This window comes from Halospina sp. K52047b (assembly GCF_008709855.1).
In the GTDB taxonomy this organism is placed as follows: Bacteria; Pseudomonadota; Gammaproteobacteria; order Pseudomonadales; family Oleiphilaceae; genus Halospina; species Halospina utahensis_B.
Window position 1 is genome coordinate 164,989 of record NZ_VYJH01000008.1, and the last position, 13,964, is coordinate 178,952.

A 13,964-nucleotide genomic window follows, 5' to 3' on the forward strand; every position below is an offset into this window, starting at 1 on the left:
CCTCCAGTGGTTACCAGGATGGAATCAGTGTGATGGGTGCTCAGACCCGGGGGTAGGTGTCGGTTCTCTGGCGCTTACGATACGCGAACCACGCTGCACCTGCGCCTCACGCAGTTCGTATTCCATCTGCAGCTTCAGCCAGAACCGTTCGCTGGTGCTGAAATAGCGGGCCAGGCGCATGGCGGTATCCGCTGTAATGCCCCGATTTTCGCGCACGATCTCATTCATGCGTGTAGCGGGAACGCGCAACGCTTTCGAGAGCGCATTCACGCTCATGCCCGTGGGTTCGAGATACTCTTCGCGGAGGATCTCACCCGGATGGATAGGGCGCATGCCGTTGTCCGTCATCAGTCTTGCCCGTCCGGAAAAACGTCTGTGTTTCCTTACACCGAAAGCTTCTGATCATTTGTTGAATGTATAACGTTTAACGGTAAGCGTCAAAAGGGCACAATGAATTAAAGGCGTAGGGAAAGACGGGCGTAAGCTGACCCTGACCCCGTTCATGAAGTAGGCTCTTCCATAATGACGGAACACAACCAACAACGCCCAGTAACCGACAGCAAGGAGGCTGTATGAGTGAAATTGTGATTTTTGAAGACGAGAGCCAACCGGTGGAGGTCCGCTTGGAAGGTGAGACTGTCTGGCTCACCCAGAAGCAGATGGCGGAGCTTTTCGGCAAGGATCTTCGTACCGTCAACGAACACGTTGGCAATGTGTATCAAGAGGGGGAGCTGGACCGGGAGGGAACTATCCGGAAATTCCGGATAGTTCGCCAAGAGGGCAAACGACAGGTCCAGCGTGCCGTTGAGCATTACAATCTCGATGTCATTATTTCCGTGGGCTATCGAGTCAAATCCCAACGGGGCGTGCGCTTTCGCCAGTGGGCAACCCGCGTCCTCCGCGAACACCTGACCCAGGGCTACAGCCTCAACGAACACCGCCTGGCACAGCAGGGTCTCTCCGAGCTGGAGCAGGCCGTGGAACTGCTTGGCCAGACGCTCACCAGGCAGGCGCTGGTCTCCGATGTGGGGCAGGAAGTGGTAAGCCTGATCCTCGGCTACGCGCGCACCTGGCGCCTGCTTCTCGATTACGACGAGGGTGGCCTGGGTATTCCGGAGGGCGCGCGCCCGGCACGTGGTGTACTGAACTTCAACGAGGCTCGTCGCGCCCTGGATGCACTGGCCGGGGAGCTGCGGGAGCGAGGTGAAGCCAGCGAGCTGTTTGCCCGGGATCGAGGCGAGGGGCTCGAAGCCATTCTGGGTAACCTGGAACAGAGCATGTTCGGTGAGCCCCTGTACAGGACCCGCGAGGAACGCGCCGCCCATCTGCTGTATTTCGTCATCAAGAACCACCCCTTCTCGGATGGCAACAAGCGCTCCGGTGCCTTTCTGTTCGTCCTCTACCTGCGCCAGGAAGGCATGCATCTGACCCTGAATGAGCAGGGCCTGACGGCCCTGACGCTGTTGATTGCAGAGAGCGACCCTAAAGCCAAGGATCTGATGGTGCGCCTGGTGATGAACCTGCTGGCAACGGATCCCTATTAAACTTGCAGAAGCGCAGAAGTGGGGCAGTTGGTTGGCTGGAATTGAGAGAGGCAAACCGTGCGCATCAGCAGTGATATTGGCGTCATTTCAGATACCCATGGCCAGGTGAGGCCCGAGGCCCTGAGCGCTCTGGCTGATTGTGAGCTGATCCTGCACGTGGGTGACATTGGCAAGCCAGAGGTGATGGATGCGCTGAGCGAGCGGGCCCACGCCGCTTCAGCCTTCCCGTTACGGTCGGTCGAATAAGGGTTACCGATAGCGGTGTGGAGGGCCATATCCAGGAACTGGATGTTCCTGAGCCCCGTAGGCGTAAGTAATGGTCGAGCTCGGGTAGCTTGATTGCTATACGCAATGTGCGTATAGTTTTGTGTAGAGGACAAGGAGTGTCATGAAAGCTGTTTTTATCGAACTTCCTCCGTTTGAGCGCCATCGAAGTGATTATCTCGATGACTTGAGCTTCAAGGAGTTGCAACGGGATTTGATGGAAAATCCCGTAAAGGGAGACCGGATCCAGGGAACGGGAGGCCTGCGTAAACTTCGTTTCAAAGGGAAGGGCAAGGGCCGGCGTGGCGGCTTGCGGATTATTTACTACTGGTTCGTTGACGGGCAACAGTTCTGGCTATTCACGCTGTACAGCAAAGGCGAAATGGCCAACCTGACTGAAGATGAGAAAAAGGTCCTGAAACGACTGTTGGAGCAGGAAAAGGCTCAAAGAGGCGGGAGGTAGCCCCATGAAACGTAACCTGTTCGAAGAATTGAGCGAGGGCTTTGACGCTCTTGAAAAAGAACGCGAGGGTAAAATTACCCTGCGCACTCACCAGGTTAAGCAACAGCCAGCGCCTACGATTTCCAATCAGGAGATTCGGGAGCTGCGCGAAAGCCTGAATCTTTCCCGTGGTGTATTTGCCGCTCGACTCAGGGTGTCAGCGCGTACCCTGGAGAACTGGGAGCAGGGTCGAAGTAATCCCCCCTCCCATTCAGCGCTGCTGCTGCGCATGCTTCAGAAATACCCGGATACCCTGGAGCGCATGGAAAGCGTTTGATCATTTCAGGAGCCACGGCTTTAGCTCACCCGCAGCCAAGATCCGGGAACCTCTCCAGTGTTTACTTTAGCGGGGCTTGCCAGTGTTCCTATCTAACCTCTGTTACATAGCTCTGGCTCATGCACAAGAACCCGCGTGCTCGTAAAAGGGCTGATCCGAGTGTGTTCCGGGCATTGATAGTAGCCAGCGCCTTCGAGATAAGAGCTGATGCCGAAAGCAAGCGGCTGGGAAAGCACACCAAAAATCACACCCACAAGGCCGATCCATAGGAACGGCCTGAACAGTTCGTTGACTCGGCGCTGTGTGAGATTGAGTGGGCGAGCCGCGAGACCGAGGACTGCCATAGCAAACACGGACAGCAGGCCGAAAACCAGTAGGGGCAATGCCAGATGAAATGATTGGACTGTCACGATGGGCCCTGAACTGACGATAGGCCGGTAAAGGTCGTTCAGGAGCCCGTCGTATGCCCGAGGCAGGAAATACCACCAACAGAGCCCAATCAGCACAAGTAAAGCAATGCAGATGAGCACCACCCACCAGGTGATCTCCGGCTTGGGATCAGCCTCGTTGAGTGGATTACTCTCTTTAGTTGTTTTATCAACCATCATCGGGCCACCTGATAGAACCAACCCGGGTAATGCTGGTCCCTGATCAACTCTCGAATGAATTCCTTACCCGTTCTTTTGGTGTATTCCCAGATAGAGTCGGCAAGGGAATCAATCGCATCGTCGAGTGCTCTGCGAGTTGTTTTTCGGGCTCGGCAAGGTAACTGACGAAGTCTCGCCATTCGAGCCTCCATATGATCAACCGCCTGGTCGAGGGTTGCCTCCATTTCGTCAATCATTCGAGACGTAAGGCCAAGCTGACTGTCGAGTTGATCCAGAGCCAGGCCGGTAAACAGGCCAACGGCTGCTACTGCAACCATGCCAGCGGCAACTGTGCCAAAGATTTTAAGACTTACAGCGGCAGCGGCGCCTGTAATCAGTCCGCTAATGCCCACCTTCAGAAGGTCGGAACCAATCGAGCCAGCCAGCCACAGAAACGTCTTTTCATCATCGTGAACGTACTGGAATATCCTAAACGGCACGAGCAGGGAAATGGTCAGGATGCCGCCCTTCCTGAGGGCGCTGGCTACACCGATACGCCCTACACCAAAAGAGAGAACCTGAGGGTTGGTTGCCAAATACCGAGTGCCCTTGAAAACCCTCCGAACGCGGGGATTTCCCTTGAAGATGATGTAGCGCCGCCCCTCGTAGATCTGCTCCCGATATTGACCCAGCCCTTTGAAGTCCCGAATAAGCTGCGCGGCTTTTCCGCCATCCATGACTGCCGATGCGCTACCGAGCATGTCGGCCATCAGACCTTCGACACGTTCACGAGCCTCCGGACTGGCCGGCCAGGAACCATTGTTGACCCGCTCCCAGATCTGGTCGGCTTCCTTGCGGGTGAGCTTGTTGCTCTTGACCTTCATTTCGAGCCAGTACGGCAGAAGGTCATCCTTGGCGACGATCACCCCGTCCTGTCGGTTATCGGGCTCGCGCAGGGCCTGGTTGATCTGCTGGATGGTTCGGCTATTGCCGCAGGGCATGGACGACCTCCTTGTGTCTTGTCTGGTGAGATAGTGCAGCAGTTCCGTTTGCAGAGGTAGAAGTTACGGGCGGCGGGTATCCGTGTCAAGCGAAGGTCCTCCTTATGGCATCTTATGATCCTCATCGCCCTGTTCTCTGCTAGGCTCATTCAAGACCAGTTTCCAAACGGGTCAACTCCACTGTCCTGCTCAAAGGAACAGAAGCTTAGGAGATCTCCAATGGGGAGCCTGACTGATCAAATTCTTCAGCTCATCTCCAAATCACCCGGGATGACTGATCGTGAGATTACAAGTCAGCTACGAGGCGCCAGTGCTCCTCAACAACCTGTTAATCAGACTGCGCGGGGATTGGAGTCCAAAGGAGTTGTCGTCAGGCAAAGGCGCGCAGATGGCCTGATTGGGAATTATAAAGGCAACGCTGAACGTCATGAGGCGCATACTGGCAGAAGCCAGCAGAAGAACCATGACCTGGAAGCGCTATCCGAAGATGAGATTAAGGAGATGCTGAATCAATGGCTTCAGCATGCCGGCTGGAGTACTCAAGTCGCCTGGGGCAGCGTGCAGGGTATTGATATAGATGCCAATCGTGGTTCCGAGCGCTGGATCATTGAAGTGAAAGGACCGGGGTCGAGATCGCCAATGAGGGTTAACTATTTTCTCGGGATCCTTGGAGAGACGCTCCAACGGATGGATGATCCTAATGCTTCATATTCTATCGCCCTGCCAGATCTGAAGCAGTACCGCGGTTTGTGGAATCGCCTCCCGGACCTTGCCAAATCCAGAACAACGATTTCACTTCTGCTTGTTGGTCTGGATGGGAGCATTGAATGGCTCGAATAGCGTCGCCAGACTGAGTTCTTAACCAGAGGTTGGCCTGCTATGGTGTCGGCCAACAAAAGCATCCTACCCATCTTCGGCGCCGAAGCCTGAATCCAATAGGAAGTTTCATTCACGATGAACACCACCGAACAGCAATTCCTCAGCGACCTCGACGACAAACTCTGGAAAGCGGCCGACCAACTCCGTGCCCACCTGGACGCCGCCAATTACAAACACATCGTCCTCGGACTCATCTTCCTCAAATATGTCTCCGACTCCTTCGAGGAGCACCAGCGCAACCTGCTGAGTCAGTTCAAGGACGAGCACCACGAGTACTATCTGCCGCCCGAGGATTTCGACGACGACGCTGAATACCAGGAGATGCTGGCGGAGGAACTGGAAGAGCTGGACTACTACCGCGAGCAGAATGTGTTCTGGGTGCCGAGAGAAGCCCGCTGGCAGACGTTGCGTGAAAAGGCCGCACTACCCACCGGCACCGTGCTCTGGCAGAACCAGCAGGGCGAAGACGTGAAGCTGCGTTCCGTCTCCTGGCTGGTGGACAACGCCCTGGACGAGATCGAGAAGGCCAACTCCAAGCTCAAGGGCATTCTCCCACGCATCAGCCAGTATCAGCTGGAGAACGAAAAGCTCATCGGCCTGATCAACTCTTTCTCGGACACCAGTTTCAGCAACCCGGAATACAAGGGCGAGAAGCTCAACCTCCAGAGCAAGGACATCCTCGGCCACGTCTACGAATACTTCCTGGGCCAGTTCGCCCTGGCCGAAGGCAAGCAGGGGGGGCAGTACTATACGCCCAAGAGCATTGTCACCCTGATCGTGGAAATGCTGGAACCCTACAAGGGTCGCGTGTACGACCCGGCCATGGGCTCCGGCGGCTTCTTCGTCTCCAGCGATAAGTTCATCGAGAACCATGCGGACGAACAGCACTACGATCCGACCGAACAGAAGAAGCAGATTTCCGTCTACGGCCAGGAATCCAACCCCACCACCTGGCGCTTGGCCGCTATGAACATGGCCATCCGGGGCATCGATTTCAGCTTTGGTAAAAAGCCCGCGGACACGTTCCTGGATGACAGGCACCCGGACCTTCGGGCCGACTACGTAATGGCCAATCCCCCGTTCAACATGAAGGAATGGTGGCACGCCAAGCTGGAAGGCGATGTGCGGTGGCAATACGGCGAGCCGCCCAAGAATAACGCCAACTTTGCCTGGCTCCAACACATGCTTCACCACCTGGCACCAACCGGCTCTATGGCACTGTTGCTGGCTAACGGCTCCATGAGCTCGGACTCCAGCGGTGAGGGCGAAATCCGCGAGCGCCTGGTGGAAAACGACTTGGTGGAGTGTATGGTCGCTTTGCCGGGTCAGCTCTTCACAAACACCCAGATCCCTGCTTGCATCTGGTTCCTGACTAAAGACAAGGCTAATGGGTTTGTGCTGGACGAACGAAAGCGCGACCGGCGCGGCGAGACCCTCTTTATCGACGCCCGCAATTTAGGCTATATGAAGGATCGGGTGCTACGGGATTTCACCGAAGAAGATATCCGCACCATCGCTGACACCTTCCATAAGTGGCAGAAGGGTGAGGGCTACGAAGACCAAGCTGGATTCTGTTACTCAGCCAATCTTGAGGATATCCGCAAGCACAACCATGTGTTGACGCCCGGGCGTTATGTGGGAGCGCCTGAGCAAGAAGAAGACGGCGAACCCTTTCCCGAAAAAATGCAAAGATTGACTGATCAATTGAAAGACCAACTCGTCCAGAATGACCAGATTACCTTAGAGATAAAACGAAACCTTGGAGATCTCGGTTATGACTGCTGAATGGCCCTTGGTGCGGTTGGGAGACTTAGCTTCGATTAAACATGGGTTTGCTTTTAAGGGCGAGTTTTTCTCGGAAGAGCCGACTGAGAACTTTCTCGTGACTCCGGGTAATTTTGCGGTAGGTGGTGGGTTTAAGCTTGATAAGGTTAAGTATTATGACGGACCTGTTCCAGATGAGTATAAGCTCCGCTCCGGAGATCTGATCGTGACTATGACAGATTTAAGCAAGAAAGGAGATACTCTTGGTTACTCGGGGCTAGTTCCATATGATCCGCGTTATCAATTTCTTCATAATCAACGTATTGGCTTAGTCTGTATTCATAGTAAATGTTTAGACAAGTATTTTCTGTATTTTCTGATGCGTACAAATGAGTACAGAAACCATGTCCTCGGTTCTGCAACAGGGTCTACTGTCAAACATACGTCGCCAAGCAAAATTGCTGCTTATGAATTTCGATTGCCTCCTCTCTCAATACAGAGCCAGATTGGCGAAACTTTGATGTCGCTGGAGAGAAAAATTGAACTTAATCAAGACGTGAATAAAACGCTTGAGCAGATAGCTCAGGCTTTCTTCAAAAGTTGGTTCGTCGATTTCGAACCGGTCAAAGCCAAGGTGGCTGCACTGGAAGCAGGCTGCACCGCAGAGGACGCGGAAAGGGTCGCTATGCAGGCGATGAGCGGCAAGAGCGAGGCCGAACTCGACGTCCTCAGAACCCAAAGCTCCGACCAGTACGACAACCTCGCCTGTACCGCCGCGCTATTTCCATCGGCGATGGTGGAGAGTGAGCTTGGGGAGATTCCGGAGGGATGGGATGTTGGCTCAGTTTCGGATATTGCTACTTTGGAAACACAATCGGTCAAACCTGAGAATGCACCAGATGAAGTTTGGGAACATTACAGCATCCCTGCTTACGACGATGGGCAGTATCCAACCTTCGACCTTGGCAAGGAAATTAAAAGCAATAAGTACCAAGTCCCGGATTCCGCAATATTGGTTTCGAAGCTTAACCCACGATTCCCACGTACATGGTGGCCTCTTGTTATCAATTCGAAGTTATCTGTTTGCTCTACTGAGTTCATGCCGTTTGTGCCCGTGGAAGAGGGATTGCGAGGTTTTGTCGCAGGGCTGGTTCTTTCAGAGCCATTCCAGCGGGGAATGTTAGAGCGAGTGAGCGGCTCAACAGGTAGTAGGCAGCGAGCTCAGCCCAAGGAAGTAAAAAAAATGCCTGTGATATTGCCGGATCGGGATCTAATTGAAGCGTTTAGTAAAAGAGTAACTCCACTATTTGAGAAAAGTGCACAGAATATCAAGGAATCAAGGATCCTATCTGAACTGAGAGATACCCTGCTTCCAAGACTGCTTTCAGGCGAGTTGACTGTCCCGGAAGCAGAAAAGCAAACCCCGGAACCCACCGATGTTTAAGATCGACACAACCTCCAACCGTATCACCTCTCTGGAGGAAAAACGCTTCTCGGAGCTTGGCTTTTCGGAGCGAAACCATCTGCAGGAATGGTTGGAGCATTTACCGGAGGCGTTCGGAGAGGAACTGCTGATTATCCAGAAGGAGTTCGACGGCTTCGACGACACGCGCGAGCGATTGGATCTTTTGGCGTTGGATAAGGCCGGGAATTTGGTTGTCATCGAAAACAAGCTGGATGACTCCGGACGTGACGTTGTTTGGCAGGCGCTTAAGTACGCCAGCTACTGTGCGAATCTCAGCCGGAATCAGATTGTGGAGATCCACCAGCGTTACCTGAACGCGCGGGGCGCCGGGGAAGAAGATGCCGCCGAGAAGATTGCTGAGTTTCTCGGTGTGGAGGATCTGGCGGAGGCCGACATCAACGGGAGCCAGTCCCAGCGGCTGATCTTTGTCGCGGCTAACTACCGCAAGGAAGTCACCAATACGGTTCTGTGGTTAATCCAGTTCGGTATTGCCTGCCAGTGCTTCAAGGCGACTCCCTATAAATCGGGCGATGAGCTCTTTCTGAATATCGAGCAAATTATTCCGCCACCGGAGTCGGAGGACTTCATGATTGGTATGGCGGTGAAAGAGAAAGAGAAGCAGAGTGCCAAGCACGAACTCCGCCAGAGTCAACAGCTTCGTCCTGCCTTTTGGGAACAGTGCCTGGAAGCCTTCCGTAAGAGTGATTGTCGGCTTTACGACAACATCAGCCCCAGCAAGGACCACTGGCTGGCGGCTGGGTCGGGCGTGAGCGGGGTGCAATATAACCTGATCTTTGGCAAGAGCGAGGCTCGGGTTGAACTCAGCATCCAGCGCAGCAGTGCAGAGGAGAATCAGTTCATCTACGATCAGGTGGAGGCTGAAAAGGACAAGCTGGAAGAGCAGTTTGGCGACGCCTTGGTCTGGTTGCCTCTACCGGAGCGCAAAGCGTGCCGCATCCAGTACGCGCAGCCCGTTGATGGCTTCGACCAGGAGAACTGGCCCTGGATGATTGACTGGCTGGTGGCGCACATGAAGCGGCTGGAGCAGGCAATGCGCGATCCACTCAAGCGCGTTGGGAATTCGCTTAAGAAGCAAGGCACCCGTAAGGCGGAGCCATGAATGAGGAACAACTGGAAAACCAATGTCTGGATTGGTTTCGCGAGAAAGGCTGGGAAGTCGCGCACGGGCCGGACATCGCACCGGATGGTGACAGCCCCGAGCGCGAGGATTATCGACAGGTTGCCCTGAAAAGCCAGCTCCGTGATGCAGTGAGTCGCATCAATCCGCATCTGCCGGAGGATTGTATCGAACAAGTGGTGGGCCAGGCCCTCAAGCCTGAGAGCCCGGACCCCATCGTCAGCAACCGCGCCTTCCATCGGCTACTGCTGGAAGGCGTCCCCGTTGAGTACAAGCGCAACGATGAAACCGTCTACGACCGCGCCTTCCTGATCGACTTTGAAGATGTAATCCAGAACCGCTTCCTGGTGGTCAACCAGTTCACCATCAAGGGCACCAAGCAGCCACGCCGCCCGGATGTGGTGTGCTTCATCAACGGTCTGCCCGTGGCAGTTCTGGAGCTTAAGAATCCCCTGGACGAGAATGCGGACATCTGGACCGCCTTCAACCAGATCGAGACCTACAAGAACGAGATCAGTGACCTCTTTGTCTTCAACGAGGCCGTGGTTATCAGCGACGGGCTGCATGCCCGTGTGGGTTCCGTCACCGCGCCTCAGGAGCGCTTCATGCCCTGGCGCGTCATTCGGCACGAAGACGACAAGCCGCTGGTTGAGTGGCAGTTGGAAATCATGGTGCGCGGTTTCTTCGACCGTGAACTCGTGCTGGACTATCTTCGCCACTTCATACTGTTCGAGACGGATGGCGAGCAGGTCATCAAGAAGATCGCGGGCTACCACCAGTTCCACGCAGTGCGAGAGGCAGTGCGGGCCACTGTCGTAGCGGCTGAGCAGCCAGAGGATCTTGCTGAGCGGCGGGCAACCTATGGTGAGAAAGTGGAGCCCGGTAGCAAGAAGGGCGGGGTGGTCTGGCACACCCAGGGCTCCGGTAAGAGCATTTCCATGTGCTGCTACGCCGGCAAGCTGCTCCAGAGCCCGGCCATGAACAACCCGACCCTGGTGGTGGTGACGGACCGCAATGACCTCGATGGTCAGCTCTACACCACCTTCTGCAATGCCCAGGAACTGCTCAAGCAGACGCCGGTCCAGGCGGATGACCGGGATGAGCTGCGCCGCCTCCTGTCGGAACGTGAATCTGGCGGCATTATCTTTACCACAGTACAGAAGTTCGCGCTGCTGGAAGACGAGAATCAGCACCCGGTTCTGAACGGCCGCCATAACATCGTCGTGATTTCTGACGAAGCGCATCGGAGCCAATACGGGCTCAAGGCCGTGCTCACGAAGGATGGCCGGTACAAGTACGGCTACGCCAAGCACATGCGCGATGCCATACCCAATGCCGCCTTCATTGGCTTCACCGGCACGCCCATTTCGCAGGAGGACAAGGACACTCGGGCGGTCTTCGGCGAGTACGTCTCTATCTATGACATTCAGGATGCCGTGGACGATGGGGCCACTGTGCCCATCTACTACGAGTCTCGCCTCGCCAAGCTGGACCTTAACCACGATGAGATCGATGCACTTTCCGACCAGGTGGACGAAGTAGTCGAGGACGAGGAGGACGTCGGCTTTCGTGAAAAGACTAAGGGCGAATGGAGCCGGCTGGAAAAACTGGTTGGTTCTGAGCCGCGCCTGAAGGAAGTGGCCGCCGACCTTGTTGCGCACTTTGAGCAACGCAACGCGACCCTGGATGGCAAGGCCATGATCGTGGCCATGAGCCGCGATATTTGCGCTCATCTTTACAACGAGATCGTGAGGCTGCGCCCGGAATGGCATGACGCGGATCCGGAGCAGGGTGCCATCAAAGTGGTGATGACCGGCTCCGCCTCGGACAAGCCGCTCCTGCAGCCCCACATCTATAACAAGGCCACCAAGAAACGCTTGGAACAGCGGTTCAAGAACCCTGATGACCCGCTCAAGCTGGTGATCGTGCGGGACATGTGGCTGACCGGTTTTGACGCCCCTTGTGTGCACACGATGTACGTGGACAAGCCCATGAAGGGCCACAACCTCATGCAGGCCATTGCCCGCGTGAATCGGGTGTTCAAGGACAAACCCGGTGGGTTGGTAGTGGACTACATCGGCATCGCCAACGAGCTTAAGCAGGCGATGAAGAACTACACCGAAGCCCAGGGCCGAGGCCAGCCAACGGTAGATGCGCATGAGGCGTATGCCGCACTCCTGGAGAAACTGGACGCCGTGCGGGGCATGTTTGCCAAAGGGCCGAAGGGCGAGGGCTTCGACTACTCTGGCTTTGAAGATAACCCGGATGCGCTGCTGCTCCCCGCCGCCAACTACGTCCTTGGTTTGGAAGATGGCAAGAAACGGTTCCTGGATGGCGTGCTCGCCATCAACAAGGCGTTTTCGCTGTGCAACACCTTGGACGAGGCGCAGGAACTGCGCACCGAGATCGCCTTCCTGAGCGCGGTCAAAGCGGCCATCTCTAAGGTCTCCAGCGTCGACCAGAAGCGCTCGGAGGAAGAGAAGAACTCAACCCTCAAGCAGATCCTGGACAACGCTGTTGTAGCCGGGGGCGTTTCAGACGTGTTCGAGATGTGCGGCCTGGAGAAGCCCAACATCGGCCTGCTGGACGATGACTTCCTGGAAGACGTCCGACAGATGCCTCAGAAAAATGTGGCTGTGGAGCTGCTGGAAAAACTCCTGAAAGACGATATCAAGTCAAAAACGGCCAACAACGTGGTGCAGGAGAAAAAATACGGTGAACGCCTCCAGGAAACGCTGCGCAAGTATAACAACCGCGCCATTGAAACCGCCCAGGTCATCGAGGAACTGATTGAGATGGCCAAGGATTTTCAGGAGCAGATGTCGCGGGAGGAGGACCTGGGGTTAAACCCCGATGAGGTGGCTTTCTTCGATGCGCTGGCGAACAATGAGAGTGCGGTTAGAGAGCTCGGAGATGAGACCCTGAAGAAGATTGCCCAGGAGATTACTGAGAAACTGCGTAATTCGACGACGGTGGACTGGCAGGTTCGAGAAAGTGTGCGAGCACGGTTGCGGAATCTGGTCCGCCGGACGCTTCGGAAGTACAAGTACCCTCCGGACAAGGCGAGAGAGGCTGTGGATTTGGTTATGGAGCAGGCTGAGGTGCTTTCGGAACAGTGGAGTGCAGCATGAACAAATGGACTCAAGGCGTGCGTTAAAAGGAAGAATGATGAATTCTATCGCTCCAAAAGATATTGGTGAAGGTTTCCTATTACGACTAGCTGAGCGTGTTGAAGCCCAGTCATCTCTTTATGTATCCCTGACTGGAAGTGTGGCTTTGAGATTTCCTTCTCCAAGTTTGCAGGTTCAGGGTTATGACTGGAATGAACAATTAGCGTCAGACCAGAGTTTTGACTTTATCGTACTTGACCTCCCTCTGGGGTTGAAGGCTGGTCGTGTAAATATCGGAGGCGCTGTACTAAGCGCCAGAAGGGGGTGGGTAGATCTCTATCACGGATTAAATAGATTAAACACCCAAGGTATTTGTTGTGCTTTACTTGAGCCAGGTGGCTTTGGGGTGAGAGGTGGAGCTGAGTATCTAGAGATTTTGAAACAAAATGGATTTTATCTTCAAGGGATTTTTGACCTTCCAGAGGGAGTCATTGATACCTCCAGAATTAAACCTATTGTGGCGGTTTTTGGACACCATTCCGAGGGAATGACCTATCCCGGATTTCTCATGAGCGCCCGAAAGCGCGTTTATTGGCAGCGTAGCCAGCGCCAGGATGACCCACAACAGCTTTCTCTGGTCAGATTCTGATCGCTGAGCGGGTCTCGAACACACTGCCCCCTTTCCCCCATTGGTTCGGGCCGGGGGCGCCCGTTGTTTCTATGTCGGAACAAGGCGGCCGACGAGCTGGCTGAGTTCATCCTTCCAGGGGTAGTGCTCGCTGATCATCAGCCGGATACGGCGGGTGTTGCGGATCACCACCGCCGCGACCTTGATCAGCTTCAAGCGCAGGTTGTGGATGCTCATGCGCTCGAAGCCGGTGTTTTTCAGATGCTGGCGCAGGCGCTCGAACAGCGTGTAGGCAAAGCCTGACAGCAACAGCCGCCACTGGTTTGCCCACCAGTCGGTACTGGAGGAGCGGTCTGCGAACAGATCCAGCTGCTGGTCCTTGATCCGGTTTTCCATGTCGCCACGGGCGCAGTACTGCTGGTAATAGAGTTTGGCGCCATCGTCGTAGCGTGAGCTGATGATAAAGCGCGGGTTAGCACCGAGTTCGCCATGCTCCAGCCGGGAGACGATCCAGCGCGAACGCTTCCAGCTTCGAGCCCGATACTGGAAGCGGTAAACGCCACTCATTTTCTCCCCGGCTTGCCGGTAATGGTGGCGCACCCGCGCCATTGGGATTTTGACCTCATCCAGCAATTTGCTGTTTTTGCTGAACCCGACCAGGTAGTCCACGCCGTTGCGGTCACACCATTCGAGCAGCCTGGGGCGATAGAAGCCGGCATCGCCGCGGAACACGATCCGGGTAGCCGGCCAGTGCTGGCGGATGAAGCGCACCAGCAGCGCCAGGATGGCCCAGCTGTGGCGGGCG

General features: G+C 55.2%; 13 protein-coding genes and 1 pseudogene. 10 read left to right on the plus strand and 4 right to left on the minus strand.

The features are described from left to right. Positions 1–24 precede the first annotated feature (24 nt). Positions 25–348, minus strand: a complete 324-nt coding sequence (locus F3089_RS11510; RefSeq protein ID WP_192497362.1) for a HigA family addiction module antitoxin — start codon at positions 346–348, stop codon at positions 25–27. Positions 349–572: 224 nt separating this feature from the next. On the opposite strand from F3089_RS11510, the gene F3089_RS11515 reads away from it, so the two are divergent. The 4 genes and pseudogenes from F3089_RS11515 (at position 573) to F3089_RS11530 (ending at position 2,587) form a co-directional block, all read left to right on the plus strand. Beyond that, positions 573–1,544, plus strand: coding sequence for a virulence RhuM family protein/type II toxin-antitoxin system death-on-curing family toxin (locus tag F3089_RS11515; protein ID WP_151440936.1), 972 nt, complete (start codon positions 573–575; stop codon positions 1,542–1,544). A gap of 63 nt (positions 1,545–1,607) precedes the next feature. Continuing rightward, a pseudogene (locus F3089_RS11520) lies at positions 1,608–1,742 on the plus strand (metallophosphoesterase family protein); the annotation flags it as partial. Positions 1,743–1,932: 190 nt separating this feature from the next. Then, positions 1,933–2,271 (plus strand): type II toxin-antitoxin system RelE/ParE family toxin, encoded by a 339-nt coding sequence (locus F3089_RS11525; protein WP_151440937.1) that lies wholly within the window; start codon positions 1,933–1,935, stop codon positions 2,269–2,271. 4 nt (positions 2,272–2,275) lie between these two features. Further along, a complete protein-coding gene (locus F3089_RS11530) occupies positions 2,276–2,587 on the plus strand; it encodes a helix-turn-helix domain-containing protein (RefSeq protein ID WP_151440938.1) in 312 nt (103 codons plus the stop codon). Positions 2,588–2,679: 92 nt separating this feature from the next. Here the strand turns inward: F3089_RS11530 and F3089_RS11535 are convergent, their stop codons facing one another. Further along, positions 2,680–3,195, minus strand: coding sequence for a DUF1240 domain-containing protein (locus F3089_RS11535; RefSeq protein ID WP_151440939.1), 516 nt, complete (start codon positions 3,193–3,195; stop codon positions 2,680–2,682). Next, positions 3,192–4,175 carry a hypothetical protein gene (locus tag F3089_RS11540; protein ID WP_151440940.1) on the minus strand — a complete coding sequence of 328 codons (984 nt, stop codon included), beginning with the start codon at positions 4,173–4,175 and terminating at the stop codon, positions 3,192–3,194. Before F3089_RS11540 ends, F3089_RS11535 begins: the two co-directional genes overlap by 4 nt. Before the next feature lie 219 nt (positions 4,176–4,394). On the opposite strand from F3089_RS11540, the gene F3089_RS11545 reads away from it, so the two are divergent. The 6 genes from F3089_RS11545 to F3089_RS11570 all read left to right on the plus strand — a co-directional run bounded on the left by F3089_RS11545 (position 4,395) and on the right by F3089_RS11570 (position 13,180). Further along, positions 4,395–5,015, plus strand: coding sequence for a MarR family winged helix-turn-helix transcriptional regulator (locus F3089_RS11545; protein WP_151440941.1), 621 nt, complete (start codon positions 4,395–4,397; stop codon positions 5,013–5,015). Between the two features lie 114 nt (positions 5,016–5,129). Then, complete coding sequence (locus F3089_RS11550) at positions 5,130–6,839, plus strand: class I SAM-dependent DNA methyltransferase (protein ID WP_151440942.1); 1,710 nt, start codon at positions 5,130–5,132, stop codon at positions 6,837–6,839. Further along, positions 6,829–8,262, plus strand: coding sequence for a restriction endonuclease subunit S (locus F3089_RS11555; protein ID WP_151440943.1), 1,434 nt, complete (start codon positions 6,829–6,831; stop codon positions 8,260–8,262). The genes F3089_RS11550 and F3089_RS11555 overlap by 11 nt, the downstream gene beginning before the upstream one ends. Beyond that, positions 8,255–9,403 carry a DUF4268 domain-containing protein gene (locus F3089_RS11560; RefSeq protein WP_151440944.1) on the plus strand — a complete coding sequence of 383 codons (1,149 nt, stop codon included), beginning with the start codon at positions 8,255–8,257 and terminating at the stop codon, positions 9,401–9,403. Before F3089_RS11555 ends, F3089_RS11560 begins: the two co-directional genes overlap by 8 nt. Continuing rightward, positions 9,400–12,552 (plus strand): type I restriction endonuclease subunit R, encoded by a 3,153-nt coding sequence (locus F3089_RS11565; protein ID WP_151440945.1) that lies wholly within the window; start codon positions 9,400–9,402, stop codon positions 12,550–12,552. Before F3089_RS11560 ends, F3089_RS11565 begins: the two co-directional genes overlap by 4 nt. Next, positions 12,542–13,180 carry a hypothetical protein gene (locus F3089_RS11570; RefSeq protein WP_151440946.1) on the plus strand — a complete coding sequence of 213 codons (639 nt, stop codon included), beginning with the start codon at positions 12,542–12,544 and terminating at the stop codon, positions 13,178–13,180. Before F3089_RS11565 ends, F3089_RS11570 begins: the two co-directional genes overlap by 11 nt. Before the next feature lie 69 nt (positions 13,181–13,249). On the opposite strand, the gene F3089_RS11575 is transcribed toward F3089_RS11570, so the two are convergent. Beyond that, positions 13,250–13,964 (minus strand): IS1380 family transposase (locus F3089_RS11575; RefSeq protein ID WP_151440947.1); only part of this gene is annotated, 715 nt, incomplete at its 5' end.